We start from the raw sequence: 18668 nt of genomic DNA on the forward strand, positions 1-18668 counted from the left end.
TCGCCGGCCGCCGCTCCCCCGGCCGCCGTCCCGGCGCCGGCCCGCGCCCCGGACCTCGAGGTCGCCCCGCTGCCGGCCGCGCCGCGCCCGGGCGGGCCGCTGGTCGTCGTCCAGGGCGACCGCGCCCTCGACGTCGTCCCCGTGTCCGCCACGGCGGTCGTCGTGACGTTCGCCTCGGGCGCCTGCGCCGTGCTGCCCACCCTGCCGGGCCGGGTCACGCTGGCCACCGTCGAGCGCGGCTGCCTCGTCGACTGCGCGCTGCCGCGCGCCCCTGGTGCCGACGGCGGCCCGCCCCCGCCCGGGGTCGACGGCGCGGTCGCCCGCCGGGCGCTGGCCGCCGCGTGGTCCCGGTTCGGGCTGCGCCCGGACGACGAGGACGACGGGGACGACGGCCTCGACCGGGCCCCCGGGCGGGCTGGGCCCGACCCCGTGCCGGACCGGCCCGAGCGCCCCGCGGTCGCGATCGACACCGACCCGCTCGCCGCCCTCTACCGCGCCTGGGAGCTGCACGACCGCGGCCGGCGCGCGGCGATCGCGGACCTGGCGACCCCCGGTTCCCCCGGCGCGCGGCTGTTCGACGTCGTGCTGCTGGCCTCCGGCCCCGACCCGGGCCACGACGACGAGCCCGTGGACTGGTCCGACCTGCTGACCCCCGTCCCGCTGCTGTCCCGCGGCTGGCCGCTGCTCGCTGCCGCACCGCCCGCCGTGCGGGACCACGCCCTGTCGTTCCCGGCGCGGCTGCCGTCGCACTGGACCCTGTTCGCCGCCGAGAACGCCGCGCGCGTCGCGGAGGTCGCCGCCGCGGCCGCCGTACCGGCCCGACCCGAGGAGGAGCCATGAGGACGCTCGTGCTGGTGCACGGCAGGGCCCAGGAGCACAAGGACCCGCTGGCGGTGAAGCGCGAGTGGCTCGCCGCGCTCGACGAGGGCGCGCACCACGCCGGCCGCCCGCTCGACCTGCCCGACGAGCGGGTCCGGCTCCCCTACTACGGGCAGACGCTGTTCGACCTGGTCTCCGGGGACGCCGAGCACGCCGCGGAGGTCGTCGTCCGCGGTGCCGACGCCGGGCCGGACGCCGAGACGCTGTTCGTCCGCGAGGCGCTGCTGGAGATCGCGGAGCAGGCCGGCGTCGCCGAGGACGCCGCACGGGAGGCGGGCGCCGACGGCCCGGTCGAGCGCGGCCCGATGAACTGGCGCTGGGTCCGGGCGACGCTCACCGCGCTCGACCGGCTGCCCAACGTCAGCGCGTGGTCGATCGCGCTGGCCACCCGGGACGTCTACCAGTACCTGCACAACGTGCGGGTCCGGGACACCATCGAGGACGGGGTGCGCCAGGCGCTCGACGGCACCGACGGGGCGGTCGTCGTCTCGCACTCGCTGGGCACCGTCGTCGCGTACAACCTGCTGCGCCGGGAGGCGGCCACCCGCGGCTGGGACGTCCCGCTGCTCGTGAGCGTCGGCTCCCCGCTCGGCGTGACGAACATCAGCCGCACGCTGCGGCCCGTGTCCTGGCCCGCGCCCGTCGGGGCCTGGTTCAACGCCTACGACCCCGACGACCTCGTCGCCCTGCACCCGCTCACGGCGCCCTGGTTCCCGGTCGACGGCATCGACGACTACGGCAAGGTCGACAACCCGACGTCGAACCAGCACGGCATCTCGGGCTACCTGTCGGACGCCCGGGTCGCCGCGACGATCCTCGAGGCGCTTGAAGGATGAGGCGGCACGGAATGCGGTCGGCGGGGCGCCGGGCGCGGGCTAGCATCTCGCCCTTGTGAGCCGACTCGTCGAGACCGTCCTGCCCGCCCGGCTGGGCACCCCGTTCCGGTGGCTCATCGCGTCGTCCTGGACCAGCAACCTCGGCGACGGCATCGCCATGGCGGCGGGCCCGCTGCTGGTCGCGTCGCTCACCGACGACGCGCGCCTGGTGGCGCTCGGGGCGACCGTCCAGTGGCTGCCCCCGCTGCTGTTCGGGCTCCTCGCCGGGGCGCTGGCCGACCGGTGGGACCGCCGCCGGATCGTCCTCGTGGTCAACTGGGTGCGGGTGCTCGTGCTCGGGGTGCTGACCACGACCATCGGCACCGGCCACGCCTCCATCGTCCTGGTCCTGGCCGTGCTCTTCGCGCTGGGCACCGCCGAGGTGTTCGCCGACAACGCGGCGCAGACCTTCCTGCCGATGCTCGTGCGCCGCGACGACCTCGCGCTGGCGAACTCCCGGCTGCAGACCGGCTTCATCACGGTCAACAAGCTCGCGGGTCCGCCGCTCGGCGCCGCCCTGTTCGCGGCCGGCGCGGTCTGGCCGTTCGCCGGGCAGGCGCTCCTCGTGGCGGCCGCGGCCCTGCTCGTCGCGCGCATCGTCCTGCCCGCGGTCCCGCGCGACCCGGAGCGCCGCAGCCACCTCGGGCGGGACATCGCCGAGGGCTTCCGGTGGACGGTCCGGCACCCCGCGGTCCGCACGCTCGTGCTCACCATCTTCATCTTCAACATCACGTTCGGGGCGGCGTGGTCGGTGCTCGTCCTCTACGCCACGCGGCGGCTCGGGCTCGGCGAGATCGGGTTCGGCCTGCTGACCACCGTCAGCGCGGTCGGCGGGCTGGTCGGCGGCGTGATCTACGGCTGGATCACCCGGCGGGTCAGCCTCGGGAACCTCATGCGGATCGGGCTGATCGTCGAGACGCTGACCCACCTCGGGCTGGCGCTGACCCGGCAGGCCTGGGTGGCCATCGGGATCTTCTTCCTGTTCGGCGTGCACGAGCTCGTCTGGGGCACGACGTCGGTGAGCGTCCGGCAGCGCGCCGTTCCGCGGGCGCTGCAGGGCCGGGTGGGCAGCGTGTACACCGTCGGCGTGTTCGGCGGGCTCGTCGTCGGGTCGGCCGTCGGCGGCGTGCTCGCGGAGCACTGGGGTGTGACCGCGCCGTTCTGGTTCGCCTTCGCGGGGTCGGCGCTGTTCGTGGTGCTGATCTGGGGGCAGCTGCGGCACGTCGCGCACACCGACGACGCCCCGGAGCCGCTGCCGGAGGACGAGGCGCCGGCGCAGCGGACGGTCGACGCGCCGGAGCCCGAGGTGCGCGAGCGCTGACGCCCACCGACCCCGGACGCGGGGCGGCGACGCTCCCGCGAGTTCGGTGGTCCTCGCCGGGTTCGGTACTCAGGAGCACCGAACCCGGCGGGAGGCACCGAACTCGGGGGCGAGACCGCCCCGCGGGGCGCGAGCACGTTCACGCCCGCCGGACGACCGCGCCCTCCGGCGGCACCACGTGCCGGCGCGGCGCCCAGGAGCCGTCCGCGGACCGCTCCTCGTAGGCCCCGAACGCGATCGGCAGGCCGCGGGCGCGCGCCGGGTCGGGGCCGTCCATCGCCTGCAGGTGCACGTGCGGCTCTGTGGCGTTCCCGGAGCAGCCGCACGCGCCGACCGGCTCCCCCACCGCGACGACCTGCCCGGCCCGCACCCGCACCGACCTCGCGCGCAGGTGCGCCACCGCCACGCACGCGCCGTCGGCCCGCGTCACCACGACGTGGTTCCCGGCCACCGCCGCGATCCCGCGCCGCAGCCGCCCCGCCTGCCCGAGCGCGTACGGCAGCAGGGTCAGCGGCGAGCGGCGGCCGCCGTGGTCGGGCTCGCCGTCGTGCACGCGGACGACCGTCCCGCCGACCGGGGCCAGCACCGGCCGACCGAACCCGACGAACCGCTCCGGCGGCTCGACGGCCAGCACGGTGCGCCAGTCCACGACCCGCGCCGACCGTCCGTCGGCGTCCGTGCCGACCAGGTCGATCGCGTACCGCAGCGCGAGCAGGTCCGTCCCGTGGCTCGGCACCCGGCGCGCGGGACTGTTCTCGACCCGCCAGCACCCGTCGCCGGGCAGGTCGAGCAGCACCACGGGCCCCGCGCCGTCGCCGCTCACGCGCGCCACCCTCCCACGCCGCACCGCGCCCGCGCCGCCCGCCGTCGACCCCCTCCGGCCCTCGCCCGCCCCCGCTTCCCCCGCCCGCGCCCGCGCTTCCCCCGCCCGCGCCCGCGCTTCCCCCGCCGAGATAGGACCCCCCCCTGTCGAGATAGGACCGTGGGCGGTCCTATCTCGACGGCACGGTCCTATCTCGGCGGGAGGGCGAGAGGGCGAGAGGGCGGGAGGGCGGGAGGGCGAGAGGGCGGCGGGGCGGGAGGCCGAGGGCGCGTCAGGGCTCCCAGCCGGAGGCTGACGCGACCGTGGCCGCCAGTTCCTCGACCGTGCGGCCGTCCGTGGCCACCCGGGTGACCCACGGTCCGGCGGCGCGGTCGAGCAGCTCCGCCGCCGCCGCCGAGCGGTCGAGGTGCTCCCGGAGCGCCGACCCGATCTCCCGTGCCCCGAGCCGGGTGCGGATCGTGCGCGCGGACGCGGTGAGGAGCACCCCGGACACCCGCGCCCGGCCGCCGAGCGCCCGGGTGACCAGCTCGCGCTCGAGGACGCTCACCGTGTTCACGTACACCAGCCGCCGGTAGCCGGCCGCGGCGTACGTGCCCCACACCGCCCGGAGGTTCGCCTCGGTCAGCGCGGTGCCGTGCGGGTCGGACGCGGGCTTCGGATACGCGGCCGACAGGTTGTCGCCGTCGACCAGGCAGTGCGCGAGCCCGGACCGCTGCCAGCGCGCCGACAGCTCGAACGCGACCGACGACTTGCCCGAGCCGGACCGCCCGGCCACCAGCAGCACCTCCGGCTCCATGCCGCCCTCCCTCCGGCTCGCCGCGCCGCGTCAGCCGGCCGCGACGCCCGCGACCGGCTTGGTCCGCGACCGCCCGGCCGTGTCCTTGAGCACCACGTACTTGAGGTCCACGTGCGGCTCCAGCGCGCTGAACTTGTCGTTCGGCGCGCCGATCACCAGCTGGAACCCGAGCCCGCGCCATGCGCCGATCGCCCGGCCGGTGAACCGCGCGTCCGCCTTGATCAGCGCCTCGTCGAGGAACACCGGGGCGTACCGCGGGCGCGGGGCCCCGGCGTCGCCGAGCTGGTACCGCAGGGCCGCGCCGACGATGAACGCCACGAGCTCCTGCGACTCGCCGCCGGACTTCTCGCCGATGTGGTCGTACAGCGCGACGTGGTTCCCGTCGAGGTCGACCTTCTCCGCGCTCAGCCGCACGTGCCGGCGCACGTCGACCAGGTCGGCGAAGTCCGGGGACGTCCGGCGGATCCGGTCGATGACCTTCGCCATCCGGTGGTACCGGCGCTCGCGATCGGCGTCGGACGCCTCGGTGGCCAGCAGCTCCTGGAGGTCCTTCAGCTCCTTGCGGAACCGCGCGACGACCGTCGACTGCGTGTCCCGGGCGTCGATCCGCAGCCGGTGCCCGTCGTCGGCGAACGGCAGGTCCGCGAGGATGTCGTTGACCGGCTGGATGCGCTCCTTGATCTCCCGGACCGACCGGCTCAGGCCGTGGTGCAGGTCCGTGAGGTCGTTGCCGGACAGCCGCAGCAGGCTCTTGCGCCACTCGGCCTCGAGCTCGTGCAGCCCGGACGTCTCCAGCGCCCCGAGGATGCGCGCGAAGTCGGCGTACGAGGCGTCCGGGTCGGTGCCGAGGTTCGGGTCGGGCCAGCGTTCGACGAACGTCTCGAACGTCCGGCGCAGCGCCTCGCGCGCCGCGCCGATCGTCTGCTGCGCGGCGAGCAGGTCGGTGCGCAGGATCTCGTTCGCCCGCGCGACGGTGCTGTCGAACGCGGCGAGCGCGGCGGCGGGTGCCGGGCGCGACCCGCCCGGGCCACCCGCGCCGGTCGGCGTCCCGCCGAGCAGCGCGTCCAGGTACGCCCGCTGGTCCTCGCCGACCGTCACGCCCGCGTCCTGCGCCTCGTCCAGCGCGAGCTGCGCGGCGTCCACCTCGTCCGTGATGGTCGACCAGCGCCCGCCGAGGTCCTCCGCGGAGCCCTTGGTCCGGCCGACCTCCTCGGTCAGGTCGCGGATCGTCCTCTCGAGCTCGACCACGCGCTGCTGCAGCCGGGTGACCTCGGGATTGCCGGACGTGACGTCCTCGATCACCGTCGCCCAGCGGGCGCGCTCGGCCTCGACCGCGGCGACGTCCACCTGGTCCCAGCTCACCGCGTCGAGCTGCTCGTACGCGCGGAGCTCGACGTCGTGCGCGTCGAGGCGGTCCTCGGCGGCGCGCACCTGGCGCTCCGCGTCGTCCAGCCGGGCCTGCGCCGCCGCGATCTGCTCGTCCAGGTGCGCCAGGCGGCGGGTGTTGGTGAACCCCAGGACGTTGGCGCGGCCCTGGCCGCCGTGGGCGCCGCGGCGCCCCTCGGAGACCTGGCCCGAGCGGGTCAGCGCCTTGGGGTGCTGGGACAGCTCGCCCGGGGTGTCGACGCAGACGAACGCGAACCGGCTCGCGAGCTCGCTGCGCAGCCAGCCCGTGAACGGGCCGTTCCGGAAGTCGAGCCGCCCCGGGAGCGTCCGGGGGTCCAGCGCCACGTCCGACCGCAGGTCGGTCGGCACGCCCTCGAACCGGATGCGGCGCGCCGTCGGCACCGCGTCGATCGCGCGGCGGAAGGCCGTCACGTGCGCGGCGTCGATCAGCAGCAGCGTCGCGAACCCGCCGAGCGCCAGGTTGAACGCGTCCCGCCACGGCTCGTGCTCCGTGCGGACCTCGATCAGCTCGGCGACGAACGGCAGCTCCTCGGGCGTCAGCCCGGCGGCCTCGGCCAGCGCCGCCCGCGCCCGGTGCAGGTCGCCCGGGATGTTGTCCTGCCGGCGCGCCACGGCCTCCCGGTCGGAGCGCAGCACGGCCAGGTCGACCCCGGCGGCCTTCTTCTCCGACATCGCGGTGCCGAACTCCGCACGCGCCTCGGACTTCGCGTCGCCGTCGGCCTGGGCCTGCCGGCCGCGCGCCGCCAGCGCGTCGAACTCCTTCTCGCTCGACACCGTGGTGCCGAACGCGGTGCGCAGCACGTCGTCGAGCCGGCCGCGGGCACGGGTCACGCGCTCCAGGCGGTCTTCGGTCGCGACCAGCTCGCGCTGCGCGGTCGCCAGGCGGTCGCCGCCCGACGACCACAGGGTCTCCCGCACGCCCTCCAGCTCGGACCGCGCGGCGGCGATCCGGCCGGTGGTCTCCGCGGCGCGCTTCTCGGCATGCTGGTGCTCGCGGCCCAGCTCCTCCTCGACGGCGCGCAGCAGGCCCAGCCGGCGCTCGTGCCGCCACAGGGTCGCGGTCGACCGGTCGTCGTCGAGCGTGCCCACCCGGTCGATGACCCGCAGCCGCTCGGCGGCCTCGTCCAGCGCCTCGCGGTGCGCGCGGATCGGCTCCAGCGCCTTCACCTGCTGGCGGGCGGTGATCATCTGCTCGCGGGTGCCGGACAGCTTGTCGAACTGCTCGACCACCGCGTCGGCCGTCGCGAACGTGCTCGGCTCCTCGAGCACCATCGCCTTGTACAGGGCGTCGACGGTGGTGATCTGCTGGCCCGCCTGGATCCGGCCGAGCAGGGCGACCGCCTTCGCGCCGTCGCCGGTCGCGCCGATGCCGAGCGTCGAGTGCAGCCGCGCGGTGAACTCGCGGTCGGTGTCGAACGGCGTCAGGCCGGCGGCGGTGAGCACGGGACGCGGGAACCGGTCGGCCGCGGCGGCCTCCAGGTCGCGCAGGTCGAACGGTCCGTCCGCGGTCGCGCGCAGGGCGATGACGTCCTCGAGCGTGCGGGCGGCCGACGGCACGTACCAGGCGCGCACGCCGGTGAGCTCGCGCCCCGCCTGGTCGACCCAGGTCATCGCGATCGCCGACCAGGTGTCCCGGCCGTCGCCGCGGAGCACCCGCTGCTTCGTGCCGTCCGCGGCCCGCGTCTCGTCGAGCTTGCCGCGCGAGTACGACAGGATGTTCCGCTGGTCCTTGCCGCGCGGGCGGCCGACGACGCCGCCGTTCGACGCGCCGTTGAACGGCGTGGTGTGCGGCATGAGGAGCGCGATGTACGCGTCCATGAGCGTCGACTTGCCGGAGCCGGAGCCGCCGGACAGCAGCGTCGCGGTCGGGGCGAACCGGACCCGGTGGTGGCCGTCGTAGCCGCCCCAGTTGACGAGCTGCAGGTCGCGGGCGACCCACTGCTGGCCCGTCGACGCGGCCGGGATCAGGCCGAACAGGGTGTCGACCATCGTCATCGTGCGACCTCCTCGGAGGCGTCGTCGGCGGGGGTGGCGCCGGGCGGGTCGGCGGGGACGTCGTCGTCGGGGGCGGCGGGCGCGGCAGGCTCCGCGGGCTCCTCGGCGGCGGCCTCCTCGAGCGTCGGCCCGAGGTCGACCGGCTCCTCGGCGGGCTCGTCGCCCTCGGCGGTGCCGGCGTCGCCCGCGGGGGCGTCGTCGTCGGCCGTGGCCTCGTCGTCGTCGACCGGGGCCTCGGCGTCGGCAAGCACGCCGTCGGCGGGAACCGCGTCGTCGACCGGAGCCGCGTCCTCGGCCACCGCCCCGCTGGTCCGCACCTGCTCCCGCAGCCACGCGCTCAGCTCGGACAGCCGCTCGTTGCTCAGCACCACCTCGACCAGCGGCGTCACCCGGTAGCGCCCCTCGGACTCCTCCTCGACGACGCCCTCCTTGGCGAGCCGCAGCACCGCGGCGCGGATCTCCCGCTGGCGGGCGGCGACGTTCGTGTCGTCGGGGTCGAAGTACGTCAGCGCCGTCTGCTCGATCTCCTCGACGTCCACGCGGGCCGAGGTCTCCCCCGCGCCGCGCTCACGCTGGAACACCGTGCGCAGGTGCACGAGCACCAGCGTCTCGGCGCGGGTGTACGCCTCGTCGCGGAGCAGCACGGGCACGTCGAGCTCGTCGGAGCGCACCTGCCGCTTGTAGGCGATGCCGCGCTGGTGGTCGACGACGAGGTGCACGAACAGGTCGTGCAGGCGCGACTCGATCACCTGCTGGTTGTCGAGCAGGGTCCGCCACTGCTGGCGGTTCTTCTCCGCGAGCAGGAACCGGCGCTGCAGCAGCCGGACCAGGACGCGGCGGACGTCGGCGTCGAGCGTGCCGGAGTCGCCCGGGAACAGCTCGGCCGGGTCCTCCTCCATCGACACGGTGTCGATGAACGCCTCGACGTCGTCGGCGCCGGGGAAGGTCTCGGCCGTCGTGGTGTCAGTCATCGTCCTCGTCCTTCGTCATCGTCATCACGCCGCCGAACGCGAACCGCCGCCGGGTGCCGTCCGGGCGGACCGCGTCGACGTAGGCGACCTCGTCGGTCTCCGTCATGCCGCGCTGGTGGGCGATCTCCAGCAGGCCGAGCAGGTCGACCGGCCGCCGCAGCGGCTCCGGGGCCGCGTTGAACGCCGCCCCCACGTCGACGGTGCCCGCACCCTCGGCGAACGCCACCAGGTGCGACCCCAGGTCGGCGTAGTGCGGGCCGCCCCAGGCGAGCGCCTCCGCGGCCGACGCGTCGGAGTCGTCGTCGTCCCACGCGGTCAGCGGGCTCGGCGGCTCGGCCGGTCGCACGTCGCCCGCCGTCTGGCGCAGGTGCTCGACCTCGGCGACCGGGAGCCGGCGCAGCGGGTCGACCGCCTGGCCCCGGCGGGCGCCCGGGACCCACGCCTGCAGTCCGGTCATCACGTCGCGCAGCAGCTCGTCCACCTGCCGGTCGCGGAGCGGGTCGTGGTTGCGCACCTGCGCGGTGATGACGAACGACGCCTCGCGCTGCGCGGTGAACACCTGGTCGAGCCCCTGCTCGATCCGGCGGCCGATGTCCCGGAGCTCCGCGCGCTGCTGCGCGGGCAGCCGGCGGGTGAACCGGTGCCGCAGCACGGTCGACAGCTGGGTCGCGAGGTGGTCGAGCCGCTGCGGGTCGCCGATCAGCCGCAGGGCCCCGGCGAAGGCGCGACCCTCGGGCGTCGAGTCCATCACGTGCTCGCCGCGCTCCAGGTACTCGCGCAGGACCTCGCCGGTCGGCCGCTCGTCCTGGCGCAGCGCCTGCACGACGTCGCGCTGCATGACCTTGATCGACTCGGCGACCCGGGCGAAGTCGGCCGGCAGCTCCCGCACCAGGTGCAGGACGTTCTCGGCCTCCTCGAGCAGCGTCTCCTCGTCGGTCTGCTCGACCTCACCGGTCTTCTGGATCCGGTCGAGCTCGCCGCGGAGCCGGGTGATCTCGGCGTCCAGCCGGGCCATCCGCATCAGCGCGTCGGGGTCCGCGTCCTCGGCGAGCCGCTCGACCGCGTCGAGCAGCGTCCGCACCCGCGACTGCGACACCCGGGCCCGGGTCCCGCCCGCGCGGCCCGCGACCTCCAGAGCGCCCACGGCGTGCGCCGACAGGCTGTAGACCTCGACGTCGTCGTCCAGCACCTGCCGCGCGAGCCAGCCGGCGTCGGCCCACTGGCGGCACAGGTCGCGCGCGGAGCCGGTCGGCAGGTCGTCGCCGTGGCCGGCCGTGCGCAGCTGGTCGAGGGCGTCGCCGACCTCGGTGTGCGCGTCCGCGACCGGGACCTGGGGCCGCTCGGCGGTGAACACGAGCGAGAGCAGGGAGACGACGAGGGGGGCGTGCCGCTTGTGGAGCAGGTCCAGCATCGGGTTCTGGAAGGCCCGGACGGCGCCCAGGTACGCCCCTTCGGCACGAGTGATCATCGCCGGACAGCGTAGGTGACCGGCGGGGGTGGTCAGGACGCGGGACCGCGGACCGCGCGGCGCGCGCCCGGGAGGACCGCGAGCGCCAGCACCGCGGCGCCGACCAGCACCGCCACGGCGGCGGCCTGGCCCCCGCCCCCTGCGACGCCCCGGCCGACCGACGCGGCGCCGAGTGTCTCGGTCACGGCGGTGGCCACGGACTCGGCGATCACGACGGCCGCGGCCGCCTGCGGCACCGAGATCCCGTCCGCCTCCCGCGGCTCTTCGACCACCCGGTTGAGCGTCTCCAGGTAGACCAGGCCGATGCCGACGCCCGACGTGGCCCAGCCCGCGAGCGCCATCCCCACGCGGGGCGCGGCCGGGTCGGCGAGCACAGTCGCGGCCACCGCCAGCACGCCCACGGCCAGCAGGAGGCCGCCGGACGTGGACCGACGCACGTACCCGCCCGGGAGGGACGCGGGCCACCGGCTCACCCCGAGCCCGGCGACCGCCCAGCCGAGCGCGCTGGCGCCCAGCACCAGCACCACGTCGCGGGTCGTCCCGCCGAGCAGGTCGTGCACCACGACGGCCACGATCCCCGAGGCCCCGAAGTACGCCGCGCACACCAGCGCGAAGGTGGCCACGGCGGGGGGCCGGCCGGGCCGGGCGCGCAGGGTCCCGGGCGGGAGCAGCCGGCGCGCCGCCACCAGGGCCACCGCGGCGCCCCCGACCCCTGCCGCCACCGCCCACCCCGCGGGCAGCCCGCGCAGCCCGACGACGGACAGCAGCGCGACACCCGCGGCCAGGACCACCGCCGAGCCCAGCCCCAGGGGCTGCCGCTCCCCCTCGGGACGCATCCGCCCGGAGAGCTGTCGCGCCACGACCAGGCGGGCGACGACGAGCAGCGGGAGGTACAGCACGAGCGCCCACCGCCAGCTCAGCGCCGCGGTGACCCACCCGGCGTACAGCGGGCCGACGAGGGAGATCGCCACCCACATGACGTTGTAGCCCGCCAGCACCCCACGCCGCCACGCGGGCGGCAGCACCGTCACGATCGCGGCGAGCGACACCGTGGCGAGCGCGCCGCTCGCCAGCCCCGACGCCGCGCGCCCGAGGACGAACACGCCGATCGACGGTGCCAGCGCCGACGCCACGCCCCCCACCACGGCGAGCGTGGTGAGGTGCAGCAGCACCCGGTCCACCCGGAACCGCTGCAGCAGCGCCGGGCCGAGCGGCATCGTGAGGAACATCGCGACCTGGGCGCTGCCGACGATCACGCCGTAGTACTCGTGCGCGTCGAGGTCCTGGGCCACCACCGGGACGACCGTCGACAGCAGGACCGACTGGACGCCCGCGACGAGCTCCAGGGTCAGCAGGGCGCCGGCGAGCACCCCGTAGCGCACCCGGCGCGCGGGCGGGGCGGCGACCTCGGGCCGGCTCACGGGAGCGAACCTACCGAGCGGGCCGCGATCCCGGGACCGAAGTCGCCCACGCGGGCGCGCCGGTCCGCGCAGACTGGCTCGATGGGCAGCCAGCCGGACCTCGACGCGCACATCCGCCGCTACTACGGCGGGCGGTTCGACGAGTCGTCCCGGCTCACCACCCGGTCCGCCGCCGGCCTGGTCGAGCTCGCCCGCACCCGCCGGCTGCTCGCCGACCACCTGCCCTCGGGGGCCGAGGTGCTCGACGTCGGCGGCGGCACCGGCGTGCACGCGTCCTGGCTCGCCGGGCGCGGGCACCCGGTGACGCTGGTCGACCCGGTGCCGGAGCACGTCGCCGCCGCACGCGCGGCGGGCGGGTTCGCGGCCGAGCCCGGCGACGCCCGCACGCTGCGGTTCCCGGACCGGTCGTTCGACGCGGTGCTGCTGCTCGGTCCGCTGTACCACCTGCGGGACCGCGCGGACCGGCTCGCGGCGCTGGGCGAGGCCCGCCGCGTGCTGCGGCCCGGCGGGGTGCTGCTGGCGGGCGCGATCTCCCGGGTCGTCGCCGCAACGGACCTGGTGACGAGCGCCGGCTTCACCGACCTGCCCGGGACCGGCCTGCTGCGCCTGCTCGAGACGGGCGAGAGCCCGCTCGACCCGGCGGACGGCTTCCCCGCCGGGCACTTCCACACCGCCGCCGAGCTCGCCGGGGAGGTCGAGGACGCCGGGCTGCGCGACGTCGCGGTCGCGGGGGTCGAGGGGCCGGGGTCGTTCGCGCTGGAGCTGGTGCCGCCGGACGACCAGGTGGTCGCCGCGGCGGTCGTCCTCGCGGAGCGGGCGCAGGGGCACCCGGAGTCGGCGGACCTGTCGGGGCACCTGCTGGCGGTGGCGCGGCGCTGACGGCGGGGCGCCGCGACTGCCGAGGCTGCGCGTGCCGCCGGTGAGGTCGCCACACGCCGACGAGGTCGTCACGAACGACGGCCGACCTCACCGCCATGTGACGACCTCACGGGCGCCGGCGGCGCCCGGCGCGCTCAGGCCACCAGCGCCAGCCACTCCGCGAGCTCCCCGCCCACCGGCACGAGCGGCAGCCCCACCGCGCGGGCACCGATGCCGAACCTCGCTGCCACCGGCGCCGCCAGCACCGCCGTCCGGGACACCAGCCCCCGGGTCGAGACCAGCAGGTCGGCCTGGCCCCGGCGCTCCGGGTACAGCTGCGTCCCGGCGACGTACCGCGGGTCGAAGGCGGGGTCGAACGCCGGGGCGTCCGTCGAGCCGAGCACGTACGTCAGCTCCGCCAGCCGGCCGAGGGCACCCGGGCTGAACTTGGCGAACCGCTCCGCGTAGGCGTCGAGGAACCCGAAGTACGTGCCGCCCGAGCGCAGGGCGTAGCTCAGGTACACCGTCTCGCCACCCGCGGTCAGCCGGAGCACCGTCACGTCCCCGTCGCGGCGGAACCCGGCGACCACGTCGCGGAACCACCGGTACGCGACGGGGTCCAGGCCGAGCGCCGCACCGCCGCGCGCGGCGTCGCCCTTCCAGCCCGCCGCCTGGAACGCGGCGAACTCCGCGTCGACCGCCGGGTCGTCGCTCACGTCGTGCAGCTCGAGCGGCCCGCCGGCGTCCCGCGCCAGCCCGCGCACCCGGCGGCGCAGGTCCTTCCGCCGGCCCGCCCCCATGTGATCGGCGGCGAGCGGCGGGTCCACCAGCGGCGCATCGGCCGCGCACGGGACCCGCTCCGGGACCGCCGACCGCCGCGCGTACGCGCTCTCCGTCCGGCGCCGCTCGTGCACGAGCATCCCGCCGCGCGCCGCGACCTGGCGCAGCGCATCGGCGAGCGGCCCGTCGAGCGGGAAGTGCTGCAGCTGGACCAACCCCGGCAGCCCGACCTCCCGCAGGCCGCCGAGCAGCGCGCCGAGCGCCTCGACCTCCCGGCCCGCCCGGACGAGCGGGTGGTGCCGGTCCGAGTGGGTCGTCATGAACGTGCCGCCGGTGGTCACCGCGCGCAGCGGCACGCCGGGGGCCACGGTCGTCGTGGTCAGCGCGAGCAGCGCGAGCCACTCGTCGCCCTCCTCGACGACCAGCAGCCGGACGTCCGCGACGTCGCGGCCGCGGTGCCGCGCGGGCACGAGGAAGCGGGGGTCGAGGTAGACGTTGGGCTCGAGGGCGGCGTCGGCGAGGCGGCGCCAGGCGCGGGCGTCCGCGGCGGTCACCCGGGGCAGCGGGACGAGGCGGGCGTGCACGGTGTCCTCCGGTGCGTCGTTGCCGGTGGGGCATCGGTCGCGGCGAGGCTACTGTCCGGTTTGTACCGATTTCCGGCAGTCACAGGGTGAAGCCGAAACCGACCGCGCGGTCGCCCGAGGCGGTCACAGCAGGGCCGGGAGGGGCTGGCTCGGCGTCGACGCCCCGTCGCTGCAGGTCAGGTCGTCGACTTCGGCGGCGTCCGCGAGCCGCACTCCTCGGCAGCAGGTGCCCGGCGCCCCCTCGGTTCCCTCGAACCAGCGTCCCCCGGACGGCCCAGGGGCCGTGGCGCGGGCGTCCCGGCGGGCCGCGAACCGTCAGGCGTCCAGCAGCCGCGCGCCCGGCACCCGGCACGCCGCCACCGCACGGCCGTCCACCACGAGGGACGTCTCGACCCAACCCGCCGGCGTCAGCCCGGTGAACCCGTCCGGCCCCGCCGCCAGCGAGGCGGCCCCGGCACCGGGCCCCGCCGATCGGGGCTGCTCCGTGATCAGCGTGGGTTCCTCACCAGGGTCGCCCGCACGGGACACACGCGCCTCGACCCGCACGTCGCCGACCCCGAGGCTCCCGGTCCACGACCACGCGACGTCGAACCCCGGGCCCGAGGGTGCGAGGTCGCGCACCACCCACGCGCGACGTTCGGCGCTCTCGACGCCGGTGCGCTGGAGGGTCGCCGCGGCGCCGACGTCGGGGACACCGGCCGGCACCCGCACGTCGCACGCGACCGGGTCCCCCACCGTCGTCACCGAGCCGCTGGTCGCGGTCGGCACCGCGAACACCGCGCCCACCACGCACACCGCGACCGCCGCGGCGGTCACCGCGGCGGACGCGCGGGACGGCCGCGGCGGCACCGGGCACCACCCGGGCAGCCACCGAGGGCCTCGCGTCACCACCGCCACCGTGCCCAGTGCGGAGTCCGCGACGGTCCGGCGCAGCGGGTGCCAGAGCGGGCGGAGGTACCCGATCAGCAGGATGCTGTCGACGACGTTCACGAACGGCCGAGCGAGCGTCCGCAGGAACCCCGCCGGCCCGCCGGTGTCCGCACGCACCACCGCCACCCCCGCCACCCGCTTGCCGGGCGTGGCGCCCGTGTACGCCTGGAGCAGCAGGAGCACGAGCAGCGCGGCGCCGACGGCCGCGGCCGCCCACGGGGCCGGGTCGCCCACCCGGGGCGCTCCGGCGGTGAACCCCGAGGGCGGGTGCAGCGACACCGCAGGGGACCCACCGCCGTACCCGGCCCAGGTCACCGCCGCCAGGACCAGGTCGTCGAGCAGCACGGCTGCCGCCCGGCGCCACCAACCGGCCAGCGCGGGCGTCACCGGCGCCGGTCCGGGCATGGGCGGCACGGGCAGGACGACGGTCACGCGCTCGATCGTGGCACGCGGGTCGTGCCCGGCGCGGGCGTTTCCGGCGACCGGTCCGCCTCAGCCCTCGGTCCCCGCCCAGTGCGGGTTGGTCATCACGCCCAGCACGTTCCCGAACGGGTCCACGACCGCCGCCGTCCGGAAGCCCTCCCCGCGCGCCGTCGACGGCTCGTGGACGGTCGCCCCGTGCTCGACCAGGGCGGCCACCGCGGCGTCCACGTCCTCGACCGCCCAGTAGGTGTACTGCCCGCCCGGCGTGCGGTCCAGGGCACCCGGGGCGTACCGGGCGTCCACGATCCGCAGCTCGTCGCCGTCCCGGCCGAGGCGCCACTCGACGTAGCCGTCGCGGACGAAGTACGGCTCGACGCCGAGCAGTGCGGTGTACCACTCGCGGGCGGCCGCGAGATCCGCCGCCTGGAAGTTCGACGTCGCCAGTCCCTGGAGCATGGTCGGTCCCCCGTCGGTCGCGGGCCGGTCCGCCCGGCCTCAGGACCCAGCGTCACCGAGGAAGCGGTCGGATCCTGGCCGCTTCTCTCGCGGCCACCAGCCCGGCACGACGAAGGCCCCGATCCTGGCGGGGATCGAGGCCTTCGTCGTCGCTGTCTCAACGAGTGTCCGGAGGGGGACTTGAACCCCCACGCCCTATACGGGCACTAGCACCTCAAGCTAGCGCGTCTGCCATTCCGCCACCCGGACAGGGTGTACGCCTGACGTGTACGAGGAGCGCTTTTCCGCGCTTCCCGACCCCTCAGGTGCGGCAGAAAACATAGCACGGAGTGGCGGCCGAGCACGCATCCGCAGGTGGGGGCACACTGGCGAGGGCGTCCGGCGGAGCACCGCGGCGGACGCGTCGCACCAGCAGGGCGGGAGGTGGCGCACGCGATGGCGGACCAGAGCGGCGCGGACCGGTACGGCAGCGCGAAGGCCGGCGGACCGGCCGGATCCGCGTCACGACGGGTCGCCGGGCAGCGCCGACCGCCCACCGGGATCGCCCCGGACGACGGCGTCCCCCGCTGGCTGCGGACCTCCGCGGGGATCACCTGGCGGCTGCTCGTGCTGCTCGCCGGGATCGCGCTCGTGTTCTTCGCCACATCGCAGGTGCAGCTGCTGTTCGTCGCCGTGTTCATCGCGTTCGTGTTCACGGCGGTGCTGCGGCCGGTGGTCGACTTCTACACGCGGGTGATGCCCCGCGGGCTGGCGACGGCCCTGGGGCTGCTCACCGGGTTCCTCGTGCTCGCCGGCATGGTGTTCTACGTCGGCTACTCGGTCGCGAACCAGTGGCAGGCCCTGTCCCGGCAGTTCGGCGACGGCATCGACCAGATCGTCGACTTCCTGGAGAACGGGCCGCTGCCGTTCTCCATCAGCAACGACCAGATCGCCGAGTGGATCGACAACGGCCGGCAGTGGGTGCAGGAGCACGCCGGCGACCTCGCGGGCCAGGTGGCGGCGTCCGCCGGCTCGGTGGTCGAGGTGTTCACGGCGCTGGCCCTGGCGGTCTTCTGCGCCATCTTCTTCCTCGCCCGGGGCAGGGAGATGTGGACCTGGTTCGTCAACCAGCTGCCGTCGTCGGTGCGCGACTCGTGGAAGACCGCGGGCGGGGCCGGCTGGTACACGTTCTCCGGCTACACGCGCGGCACCGTCATCATCGCGGTCACCGACGGCCTGCTCGCGTTCATCCTGCTGTCGATCATCGGCGTCCCGCTGGCGGCCCCGCTGGCCGTGCTCGTCCTCATCGGGGCGTTCATCCCCCTGATCGGCGCGCCGGCGGCCATGGTGATCGCGATGATCGTGGCCCTGGCCGCGAACGGCCCGATCCAGGCGGCGGTCGTCGGCATCGGCATCGCGCTGATCGGCCAGTTCGAGGGGCACGTGCTGCAGCCGCTCGTCATGGGCAAGCAGGTGTCGCTGCACCCCGTCGTGGTGGCGCTGGCCGTCACCGGCGGCACGCTCACCGCGGGCATCCTCGGCGCGGTCATCGCCGTGCCGCTGGTGTCGGTGGTGTGGGCGATCTGGTCGCGGTTCCACCAGCCCGACCCCCCGATGGAGCCGGAGGAGGCGGGCGAGGAGGTCCGCCCGGTCGACGAGGACGGCGAGGGCGCCGAGGCCTAGTCCCGCGTGGACCTGTCGGCCGCCCGCACGGGCGCGTCGCCGAGCAGCTCCACCGCCGCGGCCAGTGCCGCCGTACCGGCGTCGTCCACCGGCCGCAGCGGCGCGGGCAGCTGACCGAGGTCGGTGCCGAGCACCCGGGCGAGCGCGTGCACCGCCCGCGGCCCGCCGAGCGAGACCACCAGCTCCGCGACCGGCGCCAGCCGCGCCATGTGCGCGCGCGCCTCGTCCGCCCGTCCCGCCGCGGCGGCGTCCGCGACCGCGGCGTACCAGGCGGGCAGCACGCTCGCGAGCCCCGAGTGCCAGGTCCGTGCGCCCGCGAGCAGACCCTCGACCCCGAGCACGTCCCCGCTGCAGCCGACCTCCACGGTGTCGGGGACCGCCGACCGGAGCGCCGCCACGCGCTCGCGCAGCTCGGCGACATCGCTCCCCCGGTCCTTCACCCCGCCCACGCCCGGCACCTGCGCGGCGTGGACCAGCGTCTCGACCGAGTACCGGAACGTCGTGCTCACCGGGTTGTGGTAGAGCCACACGGGCACCCGCGCCGCGTCCGCCACGTCCGCGACCAGGTCGAGGACCTCGTCGTCGGTGAGCGGCAGGTAGGCCAGAGTGGGCAGCAGCACCGCGGACGCGCCGGCGCGCTCGGCGACGATCGTGTGCACGATCACCTCGTCCGTCGTGAACGCGCCGACGCCGGCCACGACCGGCACGCGGCCAGCGGCGGCCTCGACCGCAGCCTCCACGACCAGCCGCCGCTCCCCCGCCGTCAGGTAGGGCCAGCCACCCGTGCTGCCGAGCACCGCGACGCCCGAGGCGCCGGCGTCGACGGCGTCGTCGACGAGGCGCTGCAGCGGGTCGACCACCACCTCGCCCTCGTGGCCGCGGGGCGTGGGCAGGTACGGGACGAGCGGGCCGAGGAGGGTCACGCGGGCAGTCTGGCACGCGGGGCGGGCGCGCGGGCTGCTCGCGGACGGCCCGGAAACTGCTCTCGCGCCGGGCTCCGTGCTCTCGCTACGGTCGTC

General features: G+C 76.3%; 14 protein-coding genes, 1 tRNA gene and 1 pseudogene. 5 read left to right on the forward strand and 11 right to left on the reverse strand.

Annotated features, from left to right (window positions below):
• The 3 genes from KVT14_RS09210 to KVT14_RS09220 all read left to right on the forward strand — a co-directional run.
• A partial coding sequence (locus KVT14_RS09210; RefSeq protein WP_217615387.1) for a hypothetical protein occupies nucleotides 1–840 on the forward strand: 840 nt, incomplete at its 5' end.
• The gene (locus KVT14_RS09215) at nucleotides 837–1715 is read left to right on the forward strand and encodes a hypothetical protein (RefSeq protein WP_217615388.1); all 879 of its coding nucleotides are present in this window, start codon (nucleotides 837–839) and stop codon (nucleotides 1713–1715) included. The genes KVT14_RS09210 and KVT14_RS09215, both read left to right, overlap by 4 nt.
• Nucleotides 1716–1770: 55 nt before the next feature.
• Nucleotides 1771–3075 carry an MFS transporter gene (locus tag KVT14_RS09220; protein ID WP_217615389.1) on the forward strand — a complete coding sequence of 435 codons (1305 nt, stop codon included), beginning with the start codon at nucleotides 1771–1773 and terminating at the stop codon, nucleotides 3073–3075.
• 139 nt (nucleotides 3076–3214) lie between these two features.
• On the opposite strand, the gene KVT14_RS09225 is transcribed toward KVT14_RS09220, so the two are convergent.
• The 6 genes and pseudogenes from KVT14_RS09225 to KVT14_RS09250 all read right to left on the reverse strand — a co-directional run bounded on the left by KVT14_RS09225 (nucleotide 3215) and on the right by KVT14_RS09250 (nucleotide 11956).
• The gene (locus KVT14_RS09225; protein ID WP_308160989.1) at nucleotides 3215–3898 is read right to left on the reverse strand and encodes a M23 family metallopeptidase; all 684 of its coding nucleotides are present in this window, start codon (nucleotides 3896–3898) and stop codon (nucleotides 3215–3217) included.
• Nucleotides 3899–4169: 271 nt separating this feature from the next.
• Entirely contained in the window at nucleotides 4170–4694 is a 525-nt protein-coding gene (locus tag KVT14_RS09230) for an adenylyl-sulfate kinase (RefSeq protein ID WP_217615390.1), read from the reverse strand.
• Between the two features lie 30 nt (nucleotides 4695–4724).
• Entirely contained in the window at nucleotides 4725–8096 is a 3372-nt protein-coding gene (locus KVT14_RS09235) for an ATP-binding protein (protein ID WP_217615391.1), read from the reverse strand.
• Between the two features lie 317 nt (nucleotides 8097–8413).
• Nucleotides 8414–8995: pseudogene (locus tag KVT14_RS22345) on the reverse strand (DUF4194 domain-containing protein); the annotation flags it as partial.
• A 64-nt stretch (nucleotides 8996–9059) separates the two neighbouring features.
• Nucleotides 9060–10535: a DUF3375 domain-containing protein gene (locus KVT14_RS09245; protein ID WP_217615393.1), complete on the reverse strand. Its 1476-nt coding sequence runs from the start codon at nucleotides 10533–10535 to the stop codon at nucleotides 9060–9062.
• Nucleotides 10536–10567: 32 nt separating this feature from the next.
• Entirely contained in the window at nucleotides 10568–11956 is a 1389-nt protein-coding gene (locus tag KVT14_RS09250; protein ID WP_217615394.1) for an MFS transporter, read from the reverse strand.
• An 81-nt stretch (nucleotides 11957–12037) separates the two neighbouring features.
• On the opposite strand from KVT14_RS09250, the gene KVT14_RS09255 reads away from it, so the two are divergent.
• Nucleotides 12038–12835 carry a bifunctional 2-polyprenyl-6-hydroxyphenol methylase/3-demethylubiquinol 3-O-methyltransferase UbiG gene (locus KVT14_RS09255; RefSeq protein ID WP_217615395.1) on the forward strand — a complete coding sequence of 266 codons (798 nt, stop codon included), beginning with the start codon at nucleotides 12038–12040 and terminating at the stop codon, nucleotides 12833–12835.
• A 134-nt stretch (nucleotides 12836–12969) separates the two neighbouring features.
• On the opposite strand, the gene KVT14_RS22350 is transcribed toward KVT14_RS09255, so the two are convergent.
• From KVT14_RS22350 to KVT14_RS09275, 4 genes are all read right to left on the reverse strand, one after another.
• Nucleotides 12970–14178, reverse strand: a complete 1209-nt coding sequence (locus tag KVT14_RS22350; RefSeq protein ID WP_217615396.1) for a GNAT family N-acetyltransferase — start codon at nucleotides 14176–14178, stop codon at nucleotides 12970–12972.
• Between the two features lie 315 nt (nucleotides 14179–14493).
• The gene (locus KVT14_RS09265; RefSeq protein WP_217615397.1) at nucleotides 14494–15540 is read right to left on the reverse strand and encodes an RDD family protein; all 1047 of its coding nucleotides are present in this window, start codon (nucleotides 15538–15540) and stop codon (nucleotides 14494–14496) included.
• A gap of 60 nt (nucleotides 15541–15600) precedes the next feature.
• On the reverse strand, nucleotides 15601–15987 hold the full coding sequence (locus KVT14_RS09270) for a VOC family protein (protein ID WP_217615398.1): 387 nt from the start codon (nucleotides 15985–15987) through the stop codon (nucleotides 15601–15603).
• A 165-nt stretch (nucleotides 15988–16152) separates the two neighbouring features.
• A tRNA-Leu gene (locus KVT14_RS09275) sits at nucleotides 16153–16236 on the reverse strand.
• A gap of 186 nt (nucleotides 16237–16422) precedes the next feature.
• Between KVT14_RS09275 and KVT14_RS09280 the strand changes: the two genes are divergently transcribed.
• Nucleotides 16423–17649 carry an AI-2E family transporter gene (locus KVT14_RS09280; RefSeq protein ID WP_217615399.1) on the forward strand — a complete coding sequence of 409 codons (1227 nt, stop codon included), beginning with the start codon at nucleotides 16423–16425 and terminating at the stop codon, nucleotides 17647–17649.
• On the opposite strand, the gene KVT14_RS09285 is transcribed toward KVT14_RS09280, so the two are convergent.
• A complete protein-coding gene (locus KVT14_RS09285) occupies nucleotides 17646–18572 on the reverse strand; it encodes a dihydrodipicolinate synthase family protein (protein ID WP_217615400.1) in 927 nt (308 codons plus the stop codon). The two genes, KVT14_RS09280 and KVT14_RS09285, sit on opposite strands and share 4 nt — an antisense overlap.
• Between the last annotated feature and the right edge of the window lie 96 nt (nucleotides 18573–18668).

This window comes from Cellulomonas sp. GbtcB1 (assembly GCF_019091725.1).
Taxonomy (GTDB): Bacteria; Actinomycetota; Actinomycetes; order Actinomycetales; family Cellulomonadaceae; genus Cellulomonas.